The sequence below is a fragment of the Methanomassiliicoccales archaeon genome (assembly GCA_038850735.1).
In the GTDB taxonomy this organism is placed as follows: Archaea; Thermoplasmatota; Thermoplasmata; order Methanomassiliicoccales; family JACIVX01; genus JACIVX01.
Window position 1 is genome coordinate 53,383 of record JAWCLO010000004.1, and the last position, 15,985, is coordinate 69,367.

The following is a 15,985-nucleotide window of genomic DNA, read 5'->3' on the forward strand; positions in this document are numbered from 1 at the left end:
TGAGGCTGGAAAAAACTATGAAGGAGAACTTGATATCAAACGTGAGCAAAAATTGAAAAAAAATAAAGTCTGAATAGTCTCAATTGCCAATGGCGAAAGAAATGATCACAAAAGAGGAGATAATAAGGGACGTTGAAGAAAAGCTCAGATCAATACCCGGGATAAAAGATGTGCTTTTTCTTGATGAAACTTTGAAGAGCAAAATCATCGCTCTCGAGAAGAAAGCGGAAGAAAACGGGGCGGTTGGCGGACTCATGCCATTTACAAACAAAGGCGTTTGGGAGGCATTGAATAGAGAAATTTGTATAGTAATCGTGATAGACAAAATTGCGATCCCTGAAATCGCATCAGACCACAGAATATATCTCATTGATCAAAAAAACCAAATTATAGGCGAATACGTAAGTACTGCTAAACAGGCATCACTTCAGAAAAGAGATGACGTGTACTTTTTGAGCGACGACTTCGTACTATACTCAGATGTAGAAATACAAGGAGAACCTTACTTTTTGATCCCTGAAATGGAATTTCATGGACTAGATGGAATAAAACACATCAAAAGAGTCACCTCAGGGAGCATATCAACTTTATCGGATTACTTCATTAGGTGTCTCACTGGTCATCTCGAACCGAAGCTCTGGACACACCTTATCGGTTTTGATATCGACGAAATCGTATCAAGATGAAGTTTCGATTGCCTCCGCAACATCAGTTCTTAGAGTGCCTGGAATTTTTCCCTTTTGCTTCTCAGCCTGCAGATTTCGTTTTACCTTCGAAACAATTTCATCGAGTTTCGATTGGGGACATGTAACGCCCCTTATGACGCCAGTGACTATATCAACAACCGTTCCTTTCGTGCCTATGTTTTCTTTCGTTGGCATTACGAGACGGGTTTTCACACCAATCCTGGCAAAGTCTTCAAAATCAACTGGTGCCTGACAAACTATGATCGCAGGAAGATCAACATTTCTTAAAATTAGGCGTGCCTTGTAAATGAGGTGGTTGCGCACATTACCAAGATGAATCAATGCTAATTTGAATTGCTGTATTCGATCAACCTCAATAGGATCAAGTCCAAAAATCGACCCCGTACTTACATCTGGAGCGTCTGCGGGTACGCCGGCACCTGCATTCAGCACAATCACACTAGTGTCGATTCCTTCTTCTCTCAAAGCGTACGTGATCTCGCATACAGGCTTCGTTATATGACGTTTTCCTGGTCCCATTGCTATTGCCACGACGTCTCTTCCACTCTCAGAGATTGTAGCCCGCTGTGCTAAGCCGCCACCGATTCCCAACCCTCGAGATTCTCGGCATTCTACAAATTTCGTATGTCGACCGATTTTCTCCTTCACGCTTCGACCCCGCCGTGAGCTACAAATTCCTCGCTCAAGTCTCCGAACTCAGCAACAATGGTTCTAGGATCGCCAATAGCAACAATCTTTCCATTCTTCATGAATGCTGCGCGGTCGCAGCAATTAACGACAAAATCCATATCATGGCTCACAACAAGAAAAGTTTCTCCAAGTTCCTTCCTCGCCGTCAGCACAGACTTAGCCACAGAGATTTTTGTTATGGGATCCATTGTCCCTGTTGGTTCATCTAGTACTACTATTCTAGGTTCACGAATAAGCACCTGGGCGAGAGCGATCCTCTGCTTTTCTCCAACACTGAGAGCATCAGGATACGTACGCAGTAGACGTTCAATTTCCTTCAGGTTGAAACCAACCCCTGACAGTACTTGGATTGCCTTCATTTTAGCCAGCTCTGCAGGCATTTTCATTCCTATACACACTGTTAAATTCTGAAGAACCGTATTGAAGGGATAAAGCGAATATTCTTGATGGAGTACTCCAATATACGGCGTTGCCCGTCCTTTTCCCATCGGACCAGTTTCAGACATATCAACCCAATCATCTCCGATGCGGATCAGCACTTTTCCGTCTGTGGGAGGAGTTATGCCAGATATCATCCTAGAGAGCGTTGTTTTACCAGCTCCACTCAAACCCACCAAACCGAAAATTTCTTTCTCTCCGACCTCGAAGCTGACGCCGTCAACGGCCTTGACGACACCCCTTACGATCGAGTAATAATATTTCTTTGCATTCTCAATCCTGATGATCGGTTGTCCTATTGCAACTGGTTCTGTTTCCCTGGGACCAAAACCGATCATAAAATCTCTTGTTACTTCTTCGGGAGAACCGCGCTTCACCATCTCGCCAGATTCAAGCCATATGGCCTTATCTGACAGTCTGTTGATCGCCTTTGGCCAGTGGGATGTAACAACCATAGACATCCCGTTCTTTCTAACCGCATTAATTAGTGTGTTGTGGACCAAATCAGCAGTTTGAGGATCTAACGTACCGGTTGGCTCATCTGCAAGGAGCAATATTGGATCTCTAGCTAACTGTCTCGCCAAAACGACTCTTTGCTTTTCGCCGCCTGACAAATCCCGCGCAATGTGCGTCACTCGGTGAGAAAGATTGACCAACCTTAGTAATTCGATGGCTTTTTCCACCTTTTCCCTTTCGCTATATCGATTGCCGAGCGCTTCAAATATGTTTTCGATAACAGTCAGATCGCCGTAGAGCGCAAATGTCCTCTGCAGCATAATAGCAACACGATCCCTTATCGCAAGTCTAAGTGGATCTCTTTCATGAAGGCTCCAAAAATCAACTTCCTTAATACGCATCTCCGCCTTGCAGTATTTGCATGCAGAATGAGGTATTGGATTATCAATCCTGCCGCAATTAGAACATACGGAAACCCTAAAAATAATCCTTCCGGAATCCGGTTTATAATCAGGGTTTCCCCTTAACATATTAATGAATACTGATTTGCCTGATCCACTTCTACCTATTAGCCCAAGAACTTCTCCGACATTAATCACTGCACTTATGTCCCGCAGTACAGTATTGCCGTTAAAAACCTTGGATACATTGTCGACGATAACGAGCGGAATGGGTTCCGAGGACATACCGAAAGGGTTACATACATATGCATATAAATGCTTTGCCAGATGTATCACGATTGTTATACTAGAAAGGTTCTTAACCCTGTTTAGTCAAGAAAAGTTAATAGGATGGATGTACTATCCATCCTATTGACCATGGTACTATACAATTACAATCTAGGCGGCCCGACACCGAAATTTTCTCCGTATCATGTATGGAAGGCTTATTCATTATTGAGGAATCATGGACCACTAGGCCGGAAGGCCCTCTCTCGTGCTCTCATGTTGGGAGAAGGTAGTACCAGGACCATACTCGAAAAAATGGTTAAGGAGGGTTGTGCGGAAAACACAAATCGCGGTGCGATACTCACAGAGAAGGGAAAGAAGAAATTTGACAATTGCGGTATAATAGCAAGAAAAGTAGACATAGATGGTATCGCAATAGGTAAACATCACTGCGGGGTTCTTGCAAAGGGCAGGGCGCATTTGATAAGAATGGGTTGTGAACAGAGAGATGAAGCCGTAAGAGCTGGGGCACTGGGTGCAACCACACTCGTGTGCCGAGATGGGAAAGTCATATTTCCCGATAATGACAAATACCCAACAAAGGAAATCGAAGATGCGCTACGTGGCCTATTTCACATTGAAACTGGCGATGCAATAATCATTGGGACTGCTTATACCTATGAAACGGCCGAAAGGGGTGCCGTTAGCGCCGCGCTTGCCCTCGACGAACAGCGACAGCCCTGCTGGCAGGACAGTGCAACCTTCATTTCGCAAGATTCAGAAGCCGAGGATCTCAAGTGTTTGGCACTTGCCATCCATGAACTCGTAGGACGCCTTCCACTGACGATGCGAAGCAGGAATCATTACGGTGTGAGATGCGAGGAAGGAGAAGTAATCGATACTAACTATACTGGACCAGTCCTTGAAGAGGCACTCAAGAAGAATCAGATCGTCAGGAAGATCTCTCCCAGTGGGCCTTATCGCGGAGTCCCGATTGTTGCAGTTCCAATATTGAAAAAGAGGGAGGCAGTGGCGGTGATAGGTGTTGTTGATATTACAAAGGGTGCGGTTTTCGAAATTTTGAATAGGATGAGAAAAGAGCAGCTTTAAGTGAGTTCCAATTCAATGACCTTCTTCTTTTGGATGTTTACTGGCTGGTTCTTGTAATGGGATGTATGAAGAAGGAATAGGGTTAAAAGTCTATAGGACAATTAAATGGAATATAAGAAAAATCAAGAGGATAGAATGGATAATAACAATAATTGCAGAGAAGTAGTAGCAGCTGTAGATCCTGGTATTTGCAGATTTAATACGTTTGTCACCGCTCGCATTGAAAAAGGGGTGGTTCGTATCGTGTTGCGAAGCGAGTGTCCATCTGTACAGGAACTTGGAAGACATCTTAACACAATAGAGCCTTTTGAAGCTCTATCCATGCCTTATTCCAGAAATCCCGTTTACCTAATATCCGGAAATTTTTTGAAGCATAGTGCGTGTCCTGTCCCGGTAGCGATATTGAAATCTATTGAAATTGTCAGCGGACTCGCCCTTAAGAGAGACGTCATCATCAGATTCGAAGGCTGCTGAATTTAAGCTCCTGAGATATCAATATGCTCATCAATTTTATCAGTCCAGACAACTGCACTTGGGCCCGCAAGATACATCGCTACTAGCATCGCTTCTTGCACCTCCTCCCTTGTCGCTCCGTTCGCGACCGCTGCTTCAATGTGAGTTTCCAGACAAATCTCAGATCGCAGAAGGCATGCTATAGCAACGGCGATCAATTCCTTGACCTTTGTAGGCAACGCGCCATTCTTGAACACTTCAACCTTCAGTCTATAAAGCGCTCGAATGACCTCGGGCTTTTGCTTCGAAAGTAATTCCAGACTCATACATGAAGATATGCGCCATCTATATTATATCAAATACCATTTCGAGTATTCGTGTCGAGGCGAGTTGTGCAGGAAATCGTTGAGGGCTTGAAGCACTTGGAAGGCGTTGTTTATGCTTTTGAGGTCTCTCCAGCTGTTCGAGATAAATTAGCAGAAATTGAGAAGCATATCAAGGCAACTTTAGATATTGAAGTGAGGAATACGGGAATCGAAGAGTGCCTCAGAAGAAAGCATGTCGTGTGTATCATTAAGAATAAAATGTTCAGACCGCCTCCTGAGCCTACGATCTATCTGGTTGCTGAGGATGGGACAATTCTAGGGCAGGAAGTGCTCGAAAAAGATAAAGGAAAATTAAGGGACATTGATGACATCATTTACTTATCCGATGACTTCATTGTGTTTCCACATAGAAAACCAAAACCTGGTTCAAAGGAATTCTTCCTTATGCCTCCTGTTAGATTTCCCGAAGTCGAGGCTTTCAAATATACAAAGAATGTGGTGTCATGTAGTCCTTCTCCAATCGGAGACATGCTGATACGGAAATCGCACGGCGTCGATGATGATCCCAAACTAGCAAGCGTATTGATAGGATTTGATATTGAAGGAGAAGAAGAATCGAAAGAGTGATTGCAAAAAAATTAATATTGATAACTTATGAAACGATTCATATCAACCGCAGGACATCAATCGTAGTTAGATTTTTACTTTATTTTACAAAAATAAAAGAAAAAAATTAAGTCCCTGAAGGAGTGATCCGGCTAAATACCTTTTCAGCCTCCTCAAGGGATTCTCGAGTTTTCTTGATTTCCTCGATCTTTTCCTCCAGTCCCTTTTCTTTTTCAGCGGCTACGCGATGTTCCTCAGGTCCTGCTTCTTCTAGCGTTGATAGATCATAGTATAAATTGTAGGTATCGAGCAGTGCCCAGGTGACATTACCCTCGACCTTGATTTCCACGATTCTGCCCACTGTTCCAGTATTTTTGTACCTCGCGTAGTCGCCAACATTCATGAGATCACGCTGGAGGAATGATTACAGTTCTTTCACCAGCAGGCCTGAACTCCCTCAGACCGCCACGGCCGAACTCCCTTGTGATATTCGCGAAGTCAAATGGTAGGTTCTTGTCTGCAAAGGCCACTTTGATCAATGGATGGCAGCAGAATGCATCGCCCCTTGCAACGTGGGCTGCACAGGCAATACCACCATAACCACTCATGTGCCCGACGTTCATCGCGTAGTTCGGATAGTTGGGGCCTCTCAGTTCGAATGGTAAACCCTCATCGCTCCTATAGGCAAAGCTGTTTGCCGAACCACACTGATCCTGCAGATCGTAACCATAGAATCCCAGTCTACCGAGGCGTTCCTTGTGCTGCAACATCGAGAGGTACCATCCATTCACACCAACATCGGCAATGCCAGTTGCCATTGCAGATGCGATTCCGCTTGCAGCAGCAGCAACAGTAGCTCTCTGGGATCCGCCAAAGTGAGCTTCCATTGCAGCTGGGTATCTTTCGTACATCTCGAGAGCGTATCCATTGACCTCAGTAACCAGTTCTTCTATCAACTCCATCGACGGTTTAGCTTTCGCTAGTCCGCCGTATTTCTTCTTGATCAAATCGACAGCATAATAAGTGTAGTCCTCCAGTATGTTATCTGTATAAGCAGCCGTTGCGTACTGCGTGAAGCCAACACCACCAGACATATACGACCCGAGGTAAATCTGGTCATAGATCACAGCGCCAAGAGCAACAGCTTCTAGCGCGGCCCTCGCTGGATCATCAGGATACTTCCTGAAAGATTGAGTTATGTCAGCAAGGTATCCAAAGGGCAATCCTCCTGGCTCGTTGGGACCTCTTGCTCTTCTTGCTGGCATCATCGTTGCCATTTCCACGACGGCGGCGTGTTTTGCAGCGAATGCAAAGTCGGCAATTGCCGCCTCTCCTGCTGCTAATTTATACGATGTAATGAAGGCCATGCTGATTTGCATTGCACTCCATCTAGACATTGTTGCTCCATCACATGTACGACCAACAATCGTCGGGCACCTTACAACCTGCCAAAGAGTGTTGCCAATCGCTTCTTTAAGCTGCTTTGCCTGATCAGCTGGGAACTCTTTATTGATGTCAATAACAAAGGGCTTGTCGATCTCGTCAATCAATTCGTCGTTCCCGCTGAATACCTTTACATAACAGTCTGCTGTCAATGCGGGACTGCACTCTGCCATGTGCTCCTGTACGACAGCCCCACCAGGCATCGTGTGGTTTACCGCTTCAAGGTAAGCGTTGATTGTCTCCGGAGTAACTTCTTTACCCAACCTCTTTTCAATAACCTGGTGTGCGGTATCCAGACCAACTATCACAGTTCTTCTAATATCATCCCATGCCTGTTGCATCGCTGCGTTATTGATGAAGTGCAGATCATCAGGCTCTACGAAGATATCAGTGTGCGAGAGCTGATAGGGCATGAGAACTCTCTGACCCAGGGGAACACCGATGTCCTGGTTCATCATCGGTATGCCCCTTTCCTTAGCAATCTTGTTAGCCTGCTCGACCCACTCCCTCTTCCTCTTTGACTGCCTCCAGCCGCCAAAGGAATAATATGTTGTGTGAACTTCTGTGGGGTCTTCTTTGAATTTCTTCTTCATCGCCTGAATAAATAACTTTTCCTGGGCCATTATTTACACCCCCTTAAGAGCGTAGGGCTGAAATCCAGCCAAAGTTCTCAACCTGTGTATTCTCAGGTTGACCATCATAACTTCTTTGTCTTCTCTCATATCAACTCCATCGACCCTGAACATCGTCGTGCGCTTCTTCAGCTCCGACTCCGGCAGCGGCTTTCCAACGGATATCGGCTTATCTAGTGGGATTGCAACTTGATCCTTCACATACTCGACTTCGCCCTTCTTCGCATTCCACCGGTACCTTTGCCATGCATCAAACATCAAGCCGTTTTCATCAAGACGGCATGCATGCCCATGCACCGTTGCTCCTCTAATACCAGTCCTGGCAGGATCAAATGTCTCACTTTCGATGAGTTCTTTGGCTACCTTTTCTAGGTCACGCTCCCGCATTTCGATAATCTGCCTTCCAGATAGCGTACCTGTGTCAACTCCCCTGAACCTGCTGACGTTCATCCATGCTCGCACGTATGGAACAATCGGGGCAAAATAGACAGAATCTGTAAACTGGACATATCTAATTCTGTCCCCCGCCTTCGCACCTGGTATCGGTTCAACTAACTGTCTGATTGGGCAATCAGGTTCGGTTCCTTCTTCAAGTGGCGGGTGCACGCTCTTGTACTCCTCACCGGGCTGTCGGTGACCGAGGATCTTCACAACATCTTCCATGGAGAGCTCGCGGAGCTTTTCCAACTTGACTTCTGGATCGATGTATTTCCGCCTGTTCTTAGCCGGAATCGTTGTTCCGGGATACAACTGCCTCTTATATACCATTTAAATCACCTCGCTCCTTTCATATAATCGGAAACAGTAGGCTTATATTTTGAATACCTTCCAACTTCCAAGTCGAAGCCGAATGGAAGTATTTCCTTACATACATTCTCAATATCCCTTAGAGCCGCTTCGACGTGATCGATGTCATCGATCTCGACGAATATGCGACCCACTTGGACCTTGAGTTCTATCTTCTTACCCGCTACCTCAATAACCTTTCTTTCGCTGTGCTCTACTGGCAGTCCTGCGCCAGGACCCATCGATACCTTTTCGGGAAGAGACTCACCTTGCACATTGATCTGTCTCACGTGATTGATTGAGTGTAATTTGTTTAACAATTTCTCCGTTGTTTCAGCAGAGAGCAATCTGAAAGGAAATATCATGACTTCGGGTAGCGGCACCGGCTCCGGCATGGATTCAGCGGGCATTCCTACATCACATCCTTTAGCTTCTTAGCCTCTTTTCCGACCACTTTGATGGGTGACTTAAACTCAGGTATGTCACCGAATACCTCTTTCACAAGCCCTGATGTCGCTTCGGGAGAGAACATCTGCGTACCGGCATCGAGTGCACAACCTGCTGCAATCGCAGGTATGACAAATCCCTTTGAGTGTCGAGTCACGATGTGATTTCCATGGAATAGTCCAGGTCCTCCACCGCCGTAAATCGAGTGCGAGAAGAAGGACATCCCAACCGATGTACCCATTGCTCGACCAAAGTCAACACCAGGCAGTCCGGTCTCGTGCTCGAGTAAATCGTTGTAGTACAAAATCGTCGATGGTACACCCTGCGCAGCTCTAGCTGCACCGCAGTTCACCATTATTGCAGCAAGCATACCTACAGCTGCATATGCGTTCCATAGAGCGAAATCGTTAGTCGTATATACCTTGTATCCCGACGGTAGTTTTTCTTTCACCTTAATGACCCTGTCTTCAATCGCTCTGCCGACGATTGAGCCTACAACAGTACCGACAGTTCCAGTCTTGCCGTTCTCTTTCACAATATCGTATACCATGTTGTTTGCGTTGAGACCCTGGTATGCAAGACCCAGCAGGTGCAATCGCTCAAATGGTCCTATTGCGTCTCCCATCTCAAACATCGCAGTCTGCTCAAATATCGACGCAAGGGCTGCCGCATTCATGGCATTTCTGCCAGTCAGTGCCACTATGTGATTTGCCATGATATTCCTCAATGCATACCCTGCACCCTCATTGTTCTGAGGCACTTCTAGGATCGATTTAACATTTGCTCCTAGAAATGTCAATGTCTGGGGATACCTACCCCAAACGGCAGCCTTCACCATGTTTGCACGGAACATATCGATGTTGAAAAGCTCGATGATCGCCTGAGTTACCGCGGCGGCGGCAGCCGTGAAGCCCGTTGTATACTCCACGCCTGCCTCTAGCCTTGCTGAGGGAACTTTCACGATCATCTTCTTCCCATCTGCAAGTACGGCAACCTCAGTGTCGTCATTCTTGGCCACTTTCAATATGTCGCGAACTGCCTTTGCAATTTTTTCCGCGTTCGCAACAATCGCCACATCGATTTCCTTTCCTTTAATGTGGCCACCGCCAACCTTACCGGTCTTAAGTCCCTTTTCAATTCCGGCCAGATCAACAGCGACCACTCGCTTGGCCAAAGCTACCGTTCTCTTGATTGCAGGGTTGTAAAGAGGACTGATGGCTTCAAGCGGCACATTACTTTCGATCAGCTTGCCCCTATCGTCATACAAGTCCACTTTGTCCTTGTACTTCGCCATTCAATACCTCCCTCTTTTTTTCCGATCTTCAGAGTCTCCGAAGAATTTCGAAGACAGTGAAAATCGATCCCCTTGCGATATTTCATTAAAGCGAGCTACCTTATATTTTTGATTATGGATGGATACTCCATCCATGCTAAACAATTGATTACCCAGCGGAATTTAGCCAGACATCGAACAAACGCATCTTAACGACTATTTATTATTAGAGAGATCCTATTAAATCTTTGATGGTCATGACAACCAATTCGGCATCTTGCCGCTTCAAGTCTTTTTTATTTTCTTCCAAATACGATAAAAATCGAGAATAGTCTTGTTGTTTTAATTTCGTTGCGGCGATACTTTTGAGTAAATCATACGATCGCATAGGAAAGTAAATTTTCTTGATTTCTTTAATCAGCTCCTCATAATCCCGCGATGAGATTATTCCGTGGGCGACAGCGTTTTCAAGATTATGTCTTATGTTAATCAAAGGCTCAGATAGCGGGCAAAAAGTCAAAGGATCAAAGGCCAAGGCGACTTCGTCGTCACCTTCGATCACTCCTGAACGATACAATCGAAAAATTTCTCCAACTCCCATCATCCCGAAATCGCAGAGTTCTGATGCTCTTAACGCTCCCATACTGCCTCCCCCAATTACCTTGATGCCTCGATTGATGAGTTCTAAGATCTCCCTATGACCAACCGCAGATTCGCTGAAGAAGACGCCGTCAATTATCCCAACAACAATATCTTCTTCGTCGTACAAATGAACAAGATCTCCTCTCTTGATCGGAGGTCTGTAGTCTGCAGATAGTATCTTACGCGCTAGTTCGTGTGGTAGACTAGGTCCAACGTAAATCACAGCTCTCATGAGACATTACTCCTTAATCTGGGTCCATATCGCTCTTCGTCGAGTGCAAAAACCTCCAATCCAGGTATGATAACCCTAACGACGGGGATATTGAGCTCTTGTCGAGTAAGATCGACTACTATAATTTTCTTAAATCCCCTTTGCTTTATCTTCTCCAATACAATCATAATATCTTCATAAATATCCAGTGTGTCGAGAGGCGGCATTTCAGACAATGCGATTCTTTTGCCAGAATCTGAAAACCACATACTGTTGATTGCTTTGGTTCTTTCGTAGCCTAAACGTTGTCTGAACTTTGCCCGCACAGTGTCCTCTCTTGCTCCGTGTATTTGTGTCACGCGGCTTTGCGCCGCTTCTGTCAGAGCACGAATTGCCGCTATATTAGGATTCAAATGAGTTCCAATTCCCATAACCAAAAGAGTAGCATCTCTCGTTTTCCAATCATCTGCGGCAACGCCTATCGTCGGTATGCCGATATCGCTGGTAAGGTCTTTCATGTGAATTGATATTCCTTGAGATTCAAATTTCTGTACAAGATCATGAACAAGTCCTGTTTCAGTATCGAGTACTAGATCTGCTTTCACACATCTGTGTGCTTCGCAAATGGACCATGCATCTCTTTCTACAACCTCACAGAGACCGTGCAATATTGCTTCTTCAATTGAGTTTCCTGATGCGAGTCCATTAGTATTCGATCTAAAAAGGGGGATATCGAGCTTGGGTGCATATGGGTGAAAAACGGCAGCGGCCGGAACCCATATAGATTCCATTTCCCCAAGGTCAATTCCTTCAATCCAAGCGATTTTCTCAAATTCGAGATAGTGCATCGCTCTATGGGGAAGAATCAATTCTCTAGGATTAATAACATGTTTAGAGGATTGCATATCATCAAGTGTGGCTCGAATTATCTCTCGATTTCCTAATTCAGCGCTATATCTTTCCAAGCCTTCCATTATCGCGGAAACTTTAGCCTGGTCTTTTGTGGCTCCCTTTCCATTATAAATACTAATCGCTCCAGTTTCAGCCGATGGTCGGACGCTCGAATATACGGGAATTCCAACTCTGTCGAGATGAGTAATATCAGCAACGCGCGTTATGCCAGCAACCTTGCAGAGCGGTTCAATGCGTTTCAGTGTAATTGAAGGATCAACCGCTCGATGTCCATCATATAAGTATTTCTTCGGGGTTGACCGCAATTGAAGGGGTCGTCGCATTTGATATCGCATGCACTGAAAGATTATTAAATAATTGTTTTTCACATCAATAGTAATCGTTCGTTTCTTTGCGGAAATATCTCGCAAACCATATGGAGAAATATAAACCTCGACGAAAGAGTTGGAAAAACCAATATTCATATCCATTGTGATTATTAATTCAGCAAGTCTACTGAAACAAATAAATTGCGCCAAAGAATTCATGAGCACAATACCTAAGATACTGAAATTAATTAAAATCTAAAATTACCTTTCTTAAAGTTATTCATCAAAAAGATTTCGATATATTTGCGTTAATTTTCATGTGGAACTTGTTGATTTGCCCGCAGCCGTATTGAAGTCCGCATCTGGATTAAGTGAAATTCTTTCAATCAAAATATCAACTTCCACATTGTGGATCTGTGGTATTGTAAGAATCTTCCCCTGGATCAATTGATAGAGGTTGTCTACACTTCTAGTATATACTTCGCATATAAGTGAATGGTCCCCGAACACCTTGTGGATATATTCGATCTCGTCAAATTTCTTTAACTCTTCTATCACAGAATTGATGGCTGATCCTACCACCTCAAGAAAAATGAGGGCTCTCATAACGCCCATTCTGGAAAGATTCATTATCGTAGTATAACCAGAAATATAGCCCTCCCTTTCCATTCTTGAAATTCTCCTGCTGACGGTTGCCTTCGATACGCCAAGTCTCTCTGCAATATTTCCTAAGCTTTCTCTCGAATTCGCTCTTAATATTCTAAGGATCTCAACATCTAACTTGTCCACCTCAGCACCTCCTGAGCATCATTTATGCGAAATCATAGAAAGCTAGATTCAATCGAGCGCTCTTTTTTCAATAAACAATCAAGGAATTTTAATGAAGCGACATTCGGCGAACAAACCCTGTGTGATTGCATCATTGTTACAAATTAATGACCATAATAGATATAATTATCGCGAGAAATGAAACGAATTCGCTCAGTCTTTACTTAACATGAAACAAATTCATTATTATCTATAGTGCCTTTTGACCGAAAACTAAAGCAAAAATCATTTCACCAAACAAAGTTACTTGCCAAATTTCGTGAAATTCAAGAAATTCAAAATATATCAATCACGAAAAAAAATTATGTATTCGAAAGAATAAGTGAACGAAAAAATCGATCAACTAATCGTGCGGTGGACAATTAGGACTTCGATCGTGATTTTGGAATTGGACCTGCTCCAAGCTTTTCAAGTGCTCTTAATATACCATCTAATTTACTAAACGGAATACCAACATACATTTCTTCGGGAGCAATGTCAGTGCTTCTTCGACATCCAAAGCATCCAAGCGAGATGTTGATGTTTTCTGTAATGTAGGGAATAATCGTCGAATCAACACAAGTTGCTTGCATGGTTGCCGTAGTAATAGTCACGCGACCGCCAATTTCATAGGTCGCGGCTGCAGGTAAGATCCAGTAAATTTGTTCAGGCGTGCCAACTACAACCACCACATCGGGTTTGAATCTTGCCTTACTCAACGGAGCAACTACAGTCCCAATAATATCCCCCAATGGCAAAGTCGGTCTTGCGTCAATCATCTTCTTTGCTGCTTCAGCACATGCGAACATTCCCAAATTTGCATGGAATTCGCCGGAAGCAACTTTCTCGGGAGTTGGTAGAATCCCAAGAGCAGACGCACCAACAGGGCAAGCATGCTTTGATGCCGGTATCCAGAATTCCTCACCTTTTCTTGCCCTCATTATCGACTGGCAGTGCCTTAAGCTAGATGCAACCTCCACATACCCTTCGGGAGGAGATTCTCCCTTCTTCACAAGTTTCACCGCAACCGGTTCGTACTTGAGGCCAAGAATTTCTACAATCTTCTTTGATGCTTCAGGACAATTCATAAAATGCACCAGTTGATATTACAGGGGATTAATATATAAAAATGTCGAATTTGATTTCGCCTCACAAAATATTGATTATTCTACATGAAAACAATGAAAATTACACGCAGAACTCAAATACATGATCCAAAATTCGAATTTTCTCTAATTGAATAAACATGTGTAGTTCTGTTACGATAATTATGTTGGCTCAATACATCCCGATTTACAAATCCATTCACATGCGACGAGGAAACCGTTCACAATTAGCTAACACAGAAAATTATTAGAGAGCTAGATTTATTTTCATTTGTTGCAAGACCCTGAAAACCTGAAAAGCGTGTGGCCGATTTTGGACGGAGACTATGAGCTCGGCGACGGTGATTCGCCGGTAGCAATTGCGATTATTGGAAGAGGACGTGTTGAGCTTTCACCAAAACAATACTGTATTAAGGGCACTGTAAAAACCGAAAACATTGGAATCGAGAAAATCATCGGAAACATCGTCAGCAATTCTACAATACGATTTTTGATTGTCTGCGGGAAGGAAGAATTCGGTCACTTTCCTGGCGATGCATTGATTAGTTTGTGGAAGAATGGAGTCGATGAGCGAATGCGCATTGTCGGAACGAGAGCTGCAGTTCCTTACTTGTGTAACGTTTCTCCCGAAGCAATTGAACGGTTCAGAAAGCAAGTTGAATTGATTGATCTCGTCTATCCCAAAGATGTTGAGGAAATCATTGCATACGACCCCGTGTATCATTTCGATGATGAAAGAATAAGTGCGTTGATTAAGGTCATTGAGGAATGTGTAGCGCGCAATCCAGGTCCCTTTGAAGGACAACCTATTATTATCAGCCATAATGCACTCAAATTGGAAGGAAGTTTTATTGGAAGGTCTCTAAATCTTGCTGCCGATAAATTTGCATCACATATGCTTCGGCTCTCGAGTGAAAAACTCAGCACAACAGCTTCATTGGCCATTGTCTCCGAGGAATTTGGCGTAATATTTGATGTGATTGATCATGAGATCTTCGTGGTTCCATCAATATCGCTGGTTACGAAGATTAGAGCATATCTAACTGGAGGGGTCTGACTTGTTTAAATTTCAAAACGAGCAAAAAGTTTTCAATATCGGCGGGGTGAATTTTGGAGGACAACCTGGAGAAAGACGCACTGTCCTTATTGGTTCTCTTTTTTATCCTGGTCACAGTATTGTAAAGAATAGGATGCATGGCGAAATTGACATGGTTAGGCTTGAAGAAATCATTAGTGCACATGATGAGATGATGGCGTGCACGAAATGTAATGCGGCTTTAATGATCTATGCTGAAACCACAGATTCCATGTATTCTTACATCAAACTTTTACCTGAACTAACTGAACTTCCCCTGTTCATCGATTCGCCTAGCTCCGAGGTTAAACTGGCCGGCATAAGGAGAGCAATCGAAACAGGTCTCGGTGACAAAGTAGTTTATAATACCCTAAGCCTAGGGAGTTCTCAAGGGGAACTAGAAGCACTCGCACAAATGAATGTTAAATCAGCTATGCTTCTTGCATTTAATCCTCGAAATCTCGGAGTTAAAGGGAAGATATACCTCCTCGAAAATGGCGGAGGTATTTTGTCAAATGGCCTTATCGATATTGCGAAGAATTACGGGATCGAAAAACCGCTAATTGATGTCGCTGTAATGTCATTTGATCAGAACGCAGGTTCTGCTCTTCGAGCAATAGTCGTTTCAAAGGCAAAGTGGGGATTACCTACGGGTTGTGCTGTTCATAATGCTGTGGAATCATGGTCTTTGCTTGCAAAACTGAAAGAAAGAGATTTGCGTGTTTACCGGGAAGTCGATACTGCTTCACCTATAATTCCAATTATGGCAGGGGCCGACTTCGTGGTATACGGTCCCATTGAGTATTACCGCTCCGTATTCCCGATTGCCACCTTTGCCGACGAATTAATAAGACAAGCTGTTCAGGATATTTGATTAAAGTCCCACTGT

18 protein-coding genes are annotated in these 15,985 nt (G+C 44.0%); 6 read left to right on the plus strand and 12 right to left on the minus strand.

Annotated features, from left to right (window positions below; genetic code table 11):
• Positions 1–89 precede the first annotated feature (89 nt).
• The gene (locus QW087_03685; protein MEM2943821.1) at positions 90–686 is read left to right on the plus strand and encodes a hypothetical protein; all 597 of its coding nucleotides are present in this window, start codon (positions 90–92) and stop codon (positions 684–686) included.
• Here the strand turns inward: QW087_03685 and mcrC are convergent.
• Both mcrC and atwA read right to left on the minus strand, forming a co-directional pair.
• Positions 678–1,355, minus strand: a complete 678-nt coding sequence (gene mcrC / locus QW087_03690) for a methyl-coenzyme M reductase I operon protein C (GenBank protein ID MEM2943822.1) — start codon at positions 1,353–1,355, stop codon at positions 678–680. The two genes, QW087_03685 and mcrC, sit on opposite strands and share 9 nt — an antisense overlap.
• Positions 1,352–2,977: a methyl coenzyme M reductase system, component A2 gene (gene atwA, locus QW087_03695; GenBank protein ID MEM2943823.1), complete on the minus strand. Its 1,626-nt coding sequence runs from the start codon at positions 2,975–2,977 to the stop codon at positions 1,352–1,354. Before atwA ends, mcrC begins: the two co-directional genes overlap by 4 nt.
• Before the next feature lie 132 nt (positions 2,978–3,109).
• On the opposite strand from atwA, the gene QW087_03700 reads away from it, so the two are divergent.
• Positions 3,110–4,069 (plus strand): DUF2111 domain-containing protein, encoded by a 960-nt coding sequence (locus tag QW087_03700; protein MEM2943824.1) that lies wholly within the window; start codon positions 3,110–3,112, stop codon positions 4,067–4,069.
• A 135-nt stretch (positions 4,070–4,204) separates the two neighbouring features.
• A complete protein-coding gene (locus QW087_03705) occupies positions 4,205–4,543 on the plus strand; it encodes a hypothetical protein (GenBank protein ID MEM2943825.1) in 339 nt (112 codons plus the stop codon).
• 2 nt (positions 4,544–4,545) lie between these two features.
• On the opposite strand, the gene QW087_03710 is transcribed toward QW087_03705, so the two are convergent.
• Positions 4,546–4,848, minus strand: a complete 303-nt coding sequence (locus tag QW087_03710) for a carboxymuconolactone decarboxylase family protein (protein ID MEM2943826.1) — start codon at positions 4,846–4,848, stop codon at positions 4,546–4,548.
• Between the two features lie 51 nt (positions 4,849–4,899).
• Here QW087_03710 and QW087_03715 point away from each other — a divergent pair, with 51 nt between their 5' ends.
• Complete coding sequence (locus QW087_03715) at positions 4,900–5,475, plus strand: hypothetical protein (GenBank protein MEM2943827.1); 576 nt, start codon at positions 4,900–4,902, stop codon at positions 5,473–5,475.
• A 106-nt stretch (positions 5,476–5,581) separates the two neighbouring features.
• Here QW087_03715 and QW087_03720 read toward each other — a convergent pair whose 3' ends face one another.
• The 9 genes from QW087_03720 to QW087_03760 all read right to left on the minus strand — a co-directional run bounded on the left by QW087_03720 (position 5,582) and on the right by QW087_03760 (position 14,003).
• Positions 5,582–5,857 carry a DUF2098 family protein gene (locus tag QW087_03720; GenBank protein MEM2943828.1) on the minus strand — a complete coding sequence of 92 codons (276 nt, stop codon included), beginning with the start codon at positions 5,855–5,857 and terminating at the stop codon, positions 5,582–5,584.
• Positions 5,858–5,861: 4 nt separating this feature from the next.
• Positions 5,862–7,520 (minus strand): coenzyme-B sulfoethylthiotransferase subunit alpha, encoded by a 1,659-nt coding sequence (gene mcrA, locus QW087_03725; GenBank protein ID MEM2943829.1) that lies wholly within the window; start codon positions 7,518–7,520, stop codon positions 5,862–5,864.
• Between the two features lie 3 nt (positions 7,521–7,523).
• The gene (gene mcrG / locus QW087_03730) at positions 7,524–8,297 is read right to left on the minus strand and encodes a coenzyme-B sulfoethylthiotransferase subunit gamma (GenBank protein ID MEM2943830.1); all 774 of its coding nucleotides are present in this window, start codon (positions 8,295–8,297) and stop codon (positions 7,524–7,526) included.
• A gap of 5 nt (positions 8,298–8,302) precedes the next feature.
• Positions 8,303–8,725 (minus strand): methyl-coenzyme M reductase operon protein D, encoded by a 423-nt coding sequence (mcrD, locus tag QW087_03735; GenBank protein ID MEM2943831.1) that lies wholly within the window; start codon positions 8,723–8,725, stop codon positions 8,303–8,305.
• Positions 8,726–8,727: 2 nt separating this feature from the next.
• Positions 8,728–10,056, minus strand: a complete 1,329-nt coding sequence (gene mcrB, locus QW087_03740; GenBank protein ID MEM2943832.1) for a coenzyme-B sulfoethylthiotransferase subunit beta — start codon at positions 10,054–10,056, stop codon at positions 8,728–8,730.
• A gap of 205 nt (positions 10,057–10,261) precedes the next feature.
• On the minus strand, positions 10,262–10,909 hold the full coding sequence (locus tag QW087_03745) for a TfuA-related McrA-glycine thioamidation protein (GenBank protein ID MEM2943833.1): 648 nt from the start codon (positions 10,907–10,909) through the stop codon (positions 10,262–10,264).
• Positions 10,906–12,123, minus strand: a complete 1,218-nt coding sequence (locus QW087_03750; protein ID MEM2943834.1) for a YcaO-related McrA-glycine thioamidation protein — start codon at positions 12,121–12,123, stop codon at positions 10,906–10,908. The genes QW087_03745 and QW087_03750 overlap by 4 nt, the downstream gene beginning before the upstream one ends.
• Before the next feature lie 300 nt (positions 12,124–12,423).
• Entirely contained in the window at positions 12,424–12,897 is a 474-nt protein-coding gene (locus tag QW087_03755) for an Lrp/AsnC family transcriptional regulator (protein ID MEM2943835.1), read from the minus strand.
• A gap of 401 nt (positions 12,898–13,298) precedes the next feature.
• Positions 13,299–14,003, minus strand: a complete 705-nt coding sequence (locus QW087_03760; protein MEM2943836.1) for a DUF169 domain-containing protein — start codon at positions 14,001–14,003, stop codon at positions 13,299–13,301.
• A gap of 292 nt (positions 14,004–14,295) precedes the next feature.
• On the opposite strand from QW087_03760, the gene QW087_03765 reads away from it, so the two are divergent.
• Complete coding sequence (locus QW087_03765) at positions 14,296–15,078, plus strand: tetrahydromethanopterin S-methyltransferase subunit A (protein MEM2943837.1); 783 nt, start codon at positions 14,296–14,298, stop codon at positions 15,076–15,078.
• Between the two features lies 1 nt (position 15,079).
• On the plus strand, positions 15,080–15,970 hold the full coding sequence (locus tag QW087_03770; GenBank protein MEM2943838.1) for a hypothetical protein: 891 nt from the start codon (positions 15,080–15,082) through the stop codon (positions 15,968–15,970).
• Positions 15,971–15,985 lie beyond the last annotated feature (15 nt).

Bases quoted from the DNA above. Each gene is read 5' to 3' on its own strand.
- QW087_03685 (MEM2943821.1), top strand. From the start codon at position 90: ATGGCGAAAGAAATGATCACAAAAGAGGAGATAATAAGGGACGTTGAA.
- atwA (MEM2943823.1), bottom strand. From the start codon at position 2,977: ATGTCCTCGGAACCCATTCCGCTCGTTATCGTCGACAATGTATCCAAG.
- QW087_03700 (MEM2943824.1), top strand. From the start codon at position 3,110: ATGGTACTATACAATTACAATCTAGGCGGCCCGACACCGAAATTTTCT.
- QW087_03705 (MEM2943825.1), top strand. From the start codon at position 4,205: ATGGATAATAACAATAATTGCAGAGAAGTAGTAGCAGCTGTAGATCCT.
- QW087_03710 (MEM2943826.1), bottom strand. From the start codon at position 4,848: ATGAGTCTGGAATTACTTTCGAAGCAAAAGCCCGAGGTCATTCGAGCG.
- QW087_03720 (MEM2943828.1), bottom strand. From the start codon at position 5,857: ATGAATGTTGGCGACTACGCGAGGTACAAAAATACTGGAACAGTGGGC.
- mcrA (MEM2943829.1), bottom strand. From the start codon at position 7,520: ATGGCCCAGGAAAAGTTATTTATTCAGGCGATGAAGAAGAAATTCAAA.
- mcrG (MEM2943830.1), bottom strand. From the start codon at position 8,297: ATGGTATATAAGAGGCAGTTGTATCCCGGAACAACGATTCCGGCTAAG.
- mcrD (MEM2943831.1), bottom strand. From the start codon at position 8,725: ATGCCCGCTGAATCCATGCCGGAGCCGGTGCCGCTACCCGAAGTCATG.
- mcrB (MEM2943832.1), bottom strand. From the start codon at position 10,056: ATGGCGAAGTACAAGGACAAAGTGGACTTGTATGACGATAGGGGCAAG.
- QW087_03745 (MEM2943833.1), bottom strand. From the start codon at position 10,909: ATGAGAGCTGTGATTTACGTTGGACCTAGTCTACCACACGAACTAGCG.
- QW087_03750 (MEM2943834.1), bottom strand. From the start codon at position 12,123: ATGCGACGACCCCTTCAATTGCGGTCAACCCCGAAGAAATACTTATAT.
- QW087_03760 (MEM2943836.1), bottom strand. From the start codon at position 14,003: ATGAATTGTCCTGAAGCATCAAAGAAGATTGTAGAAATTCTTGGCCTC.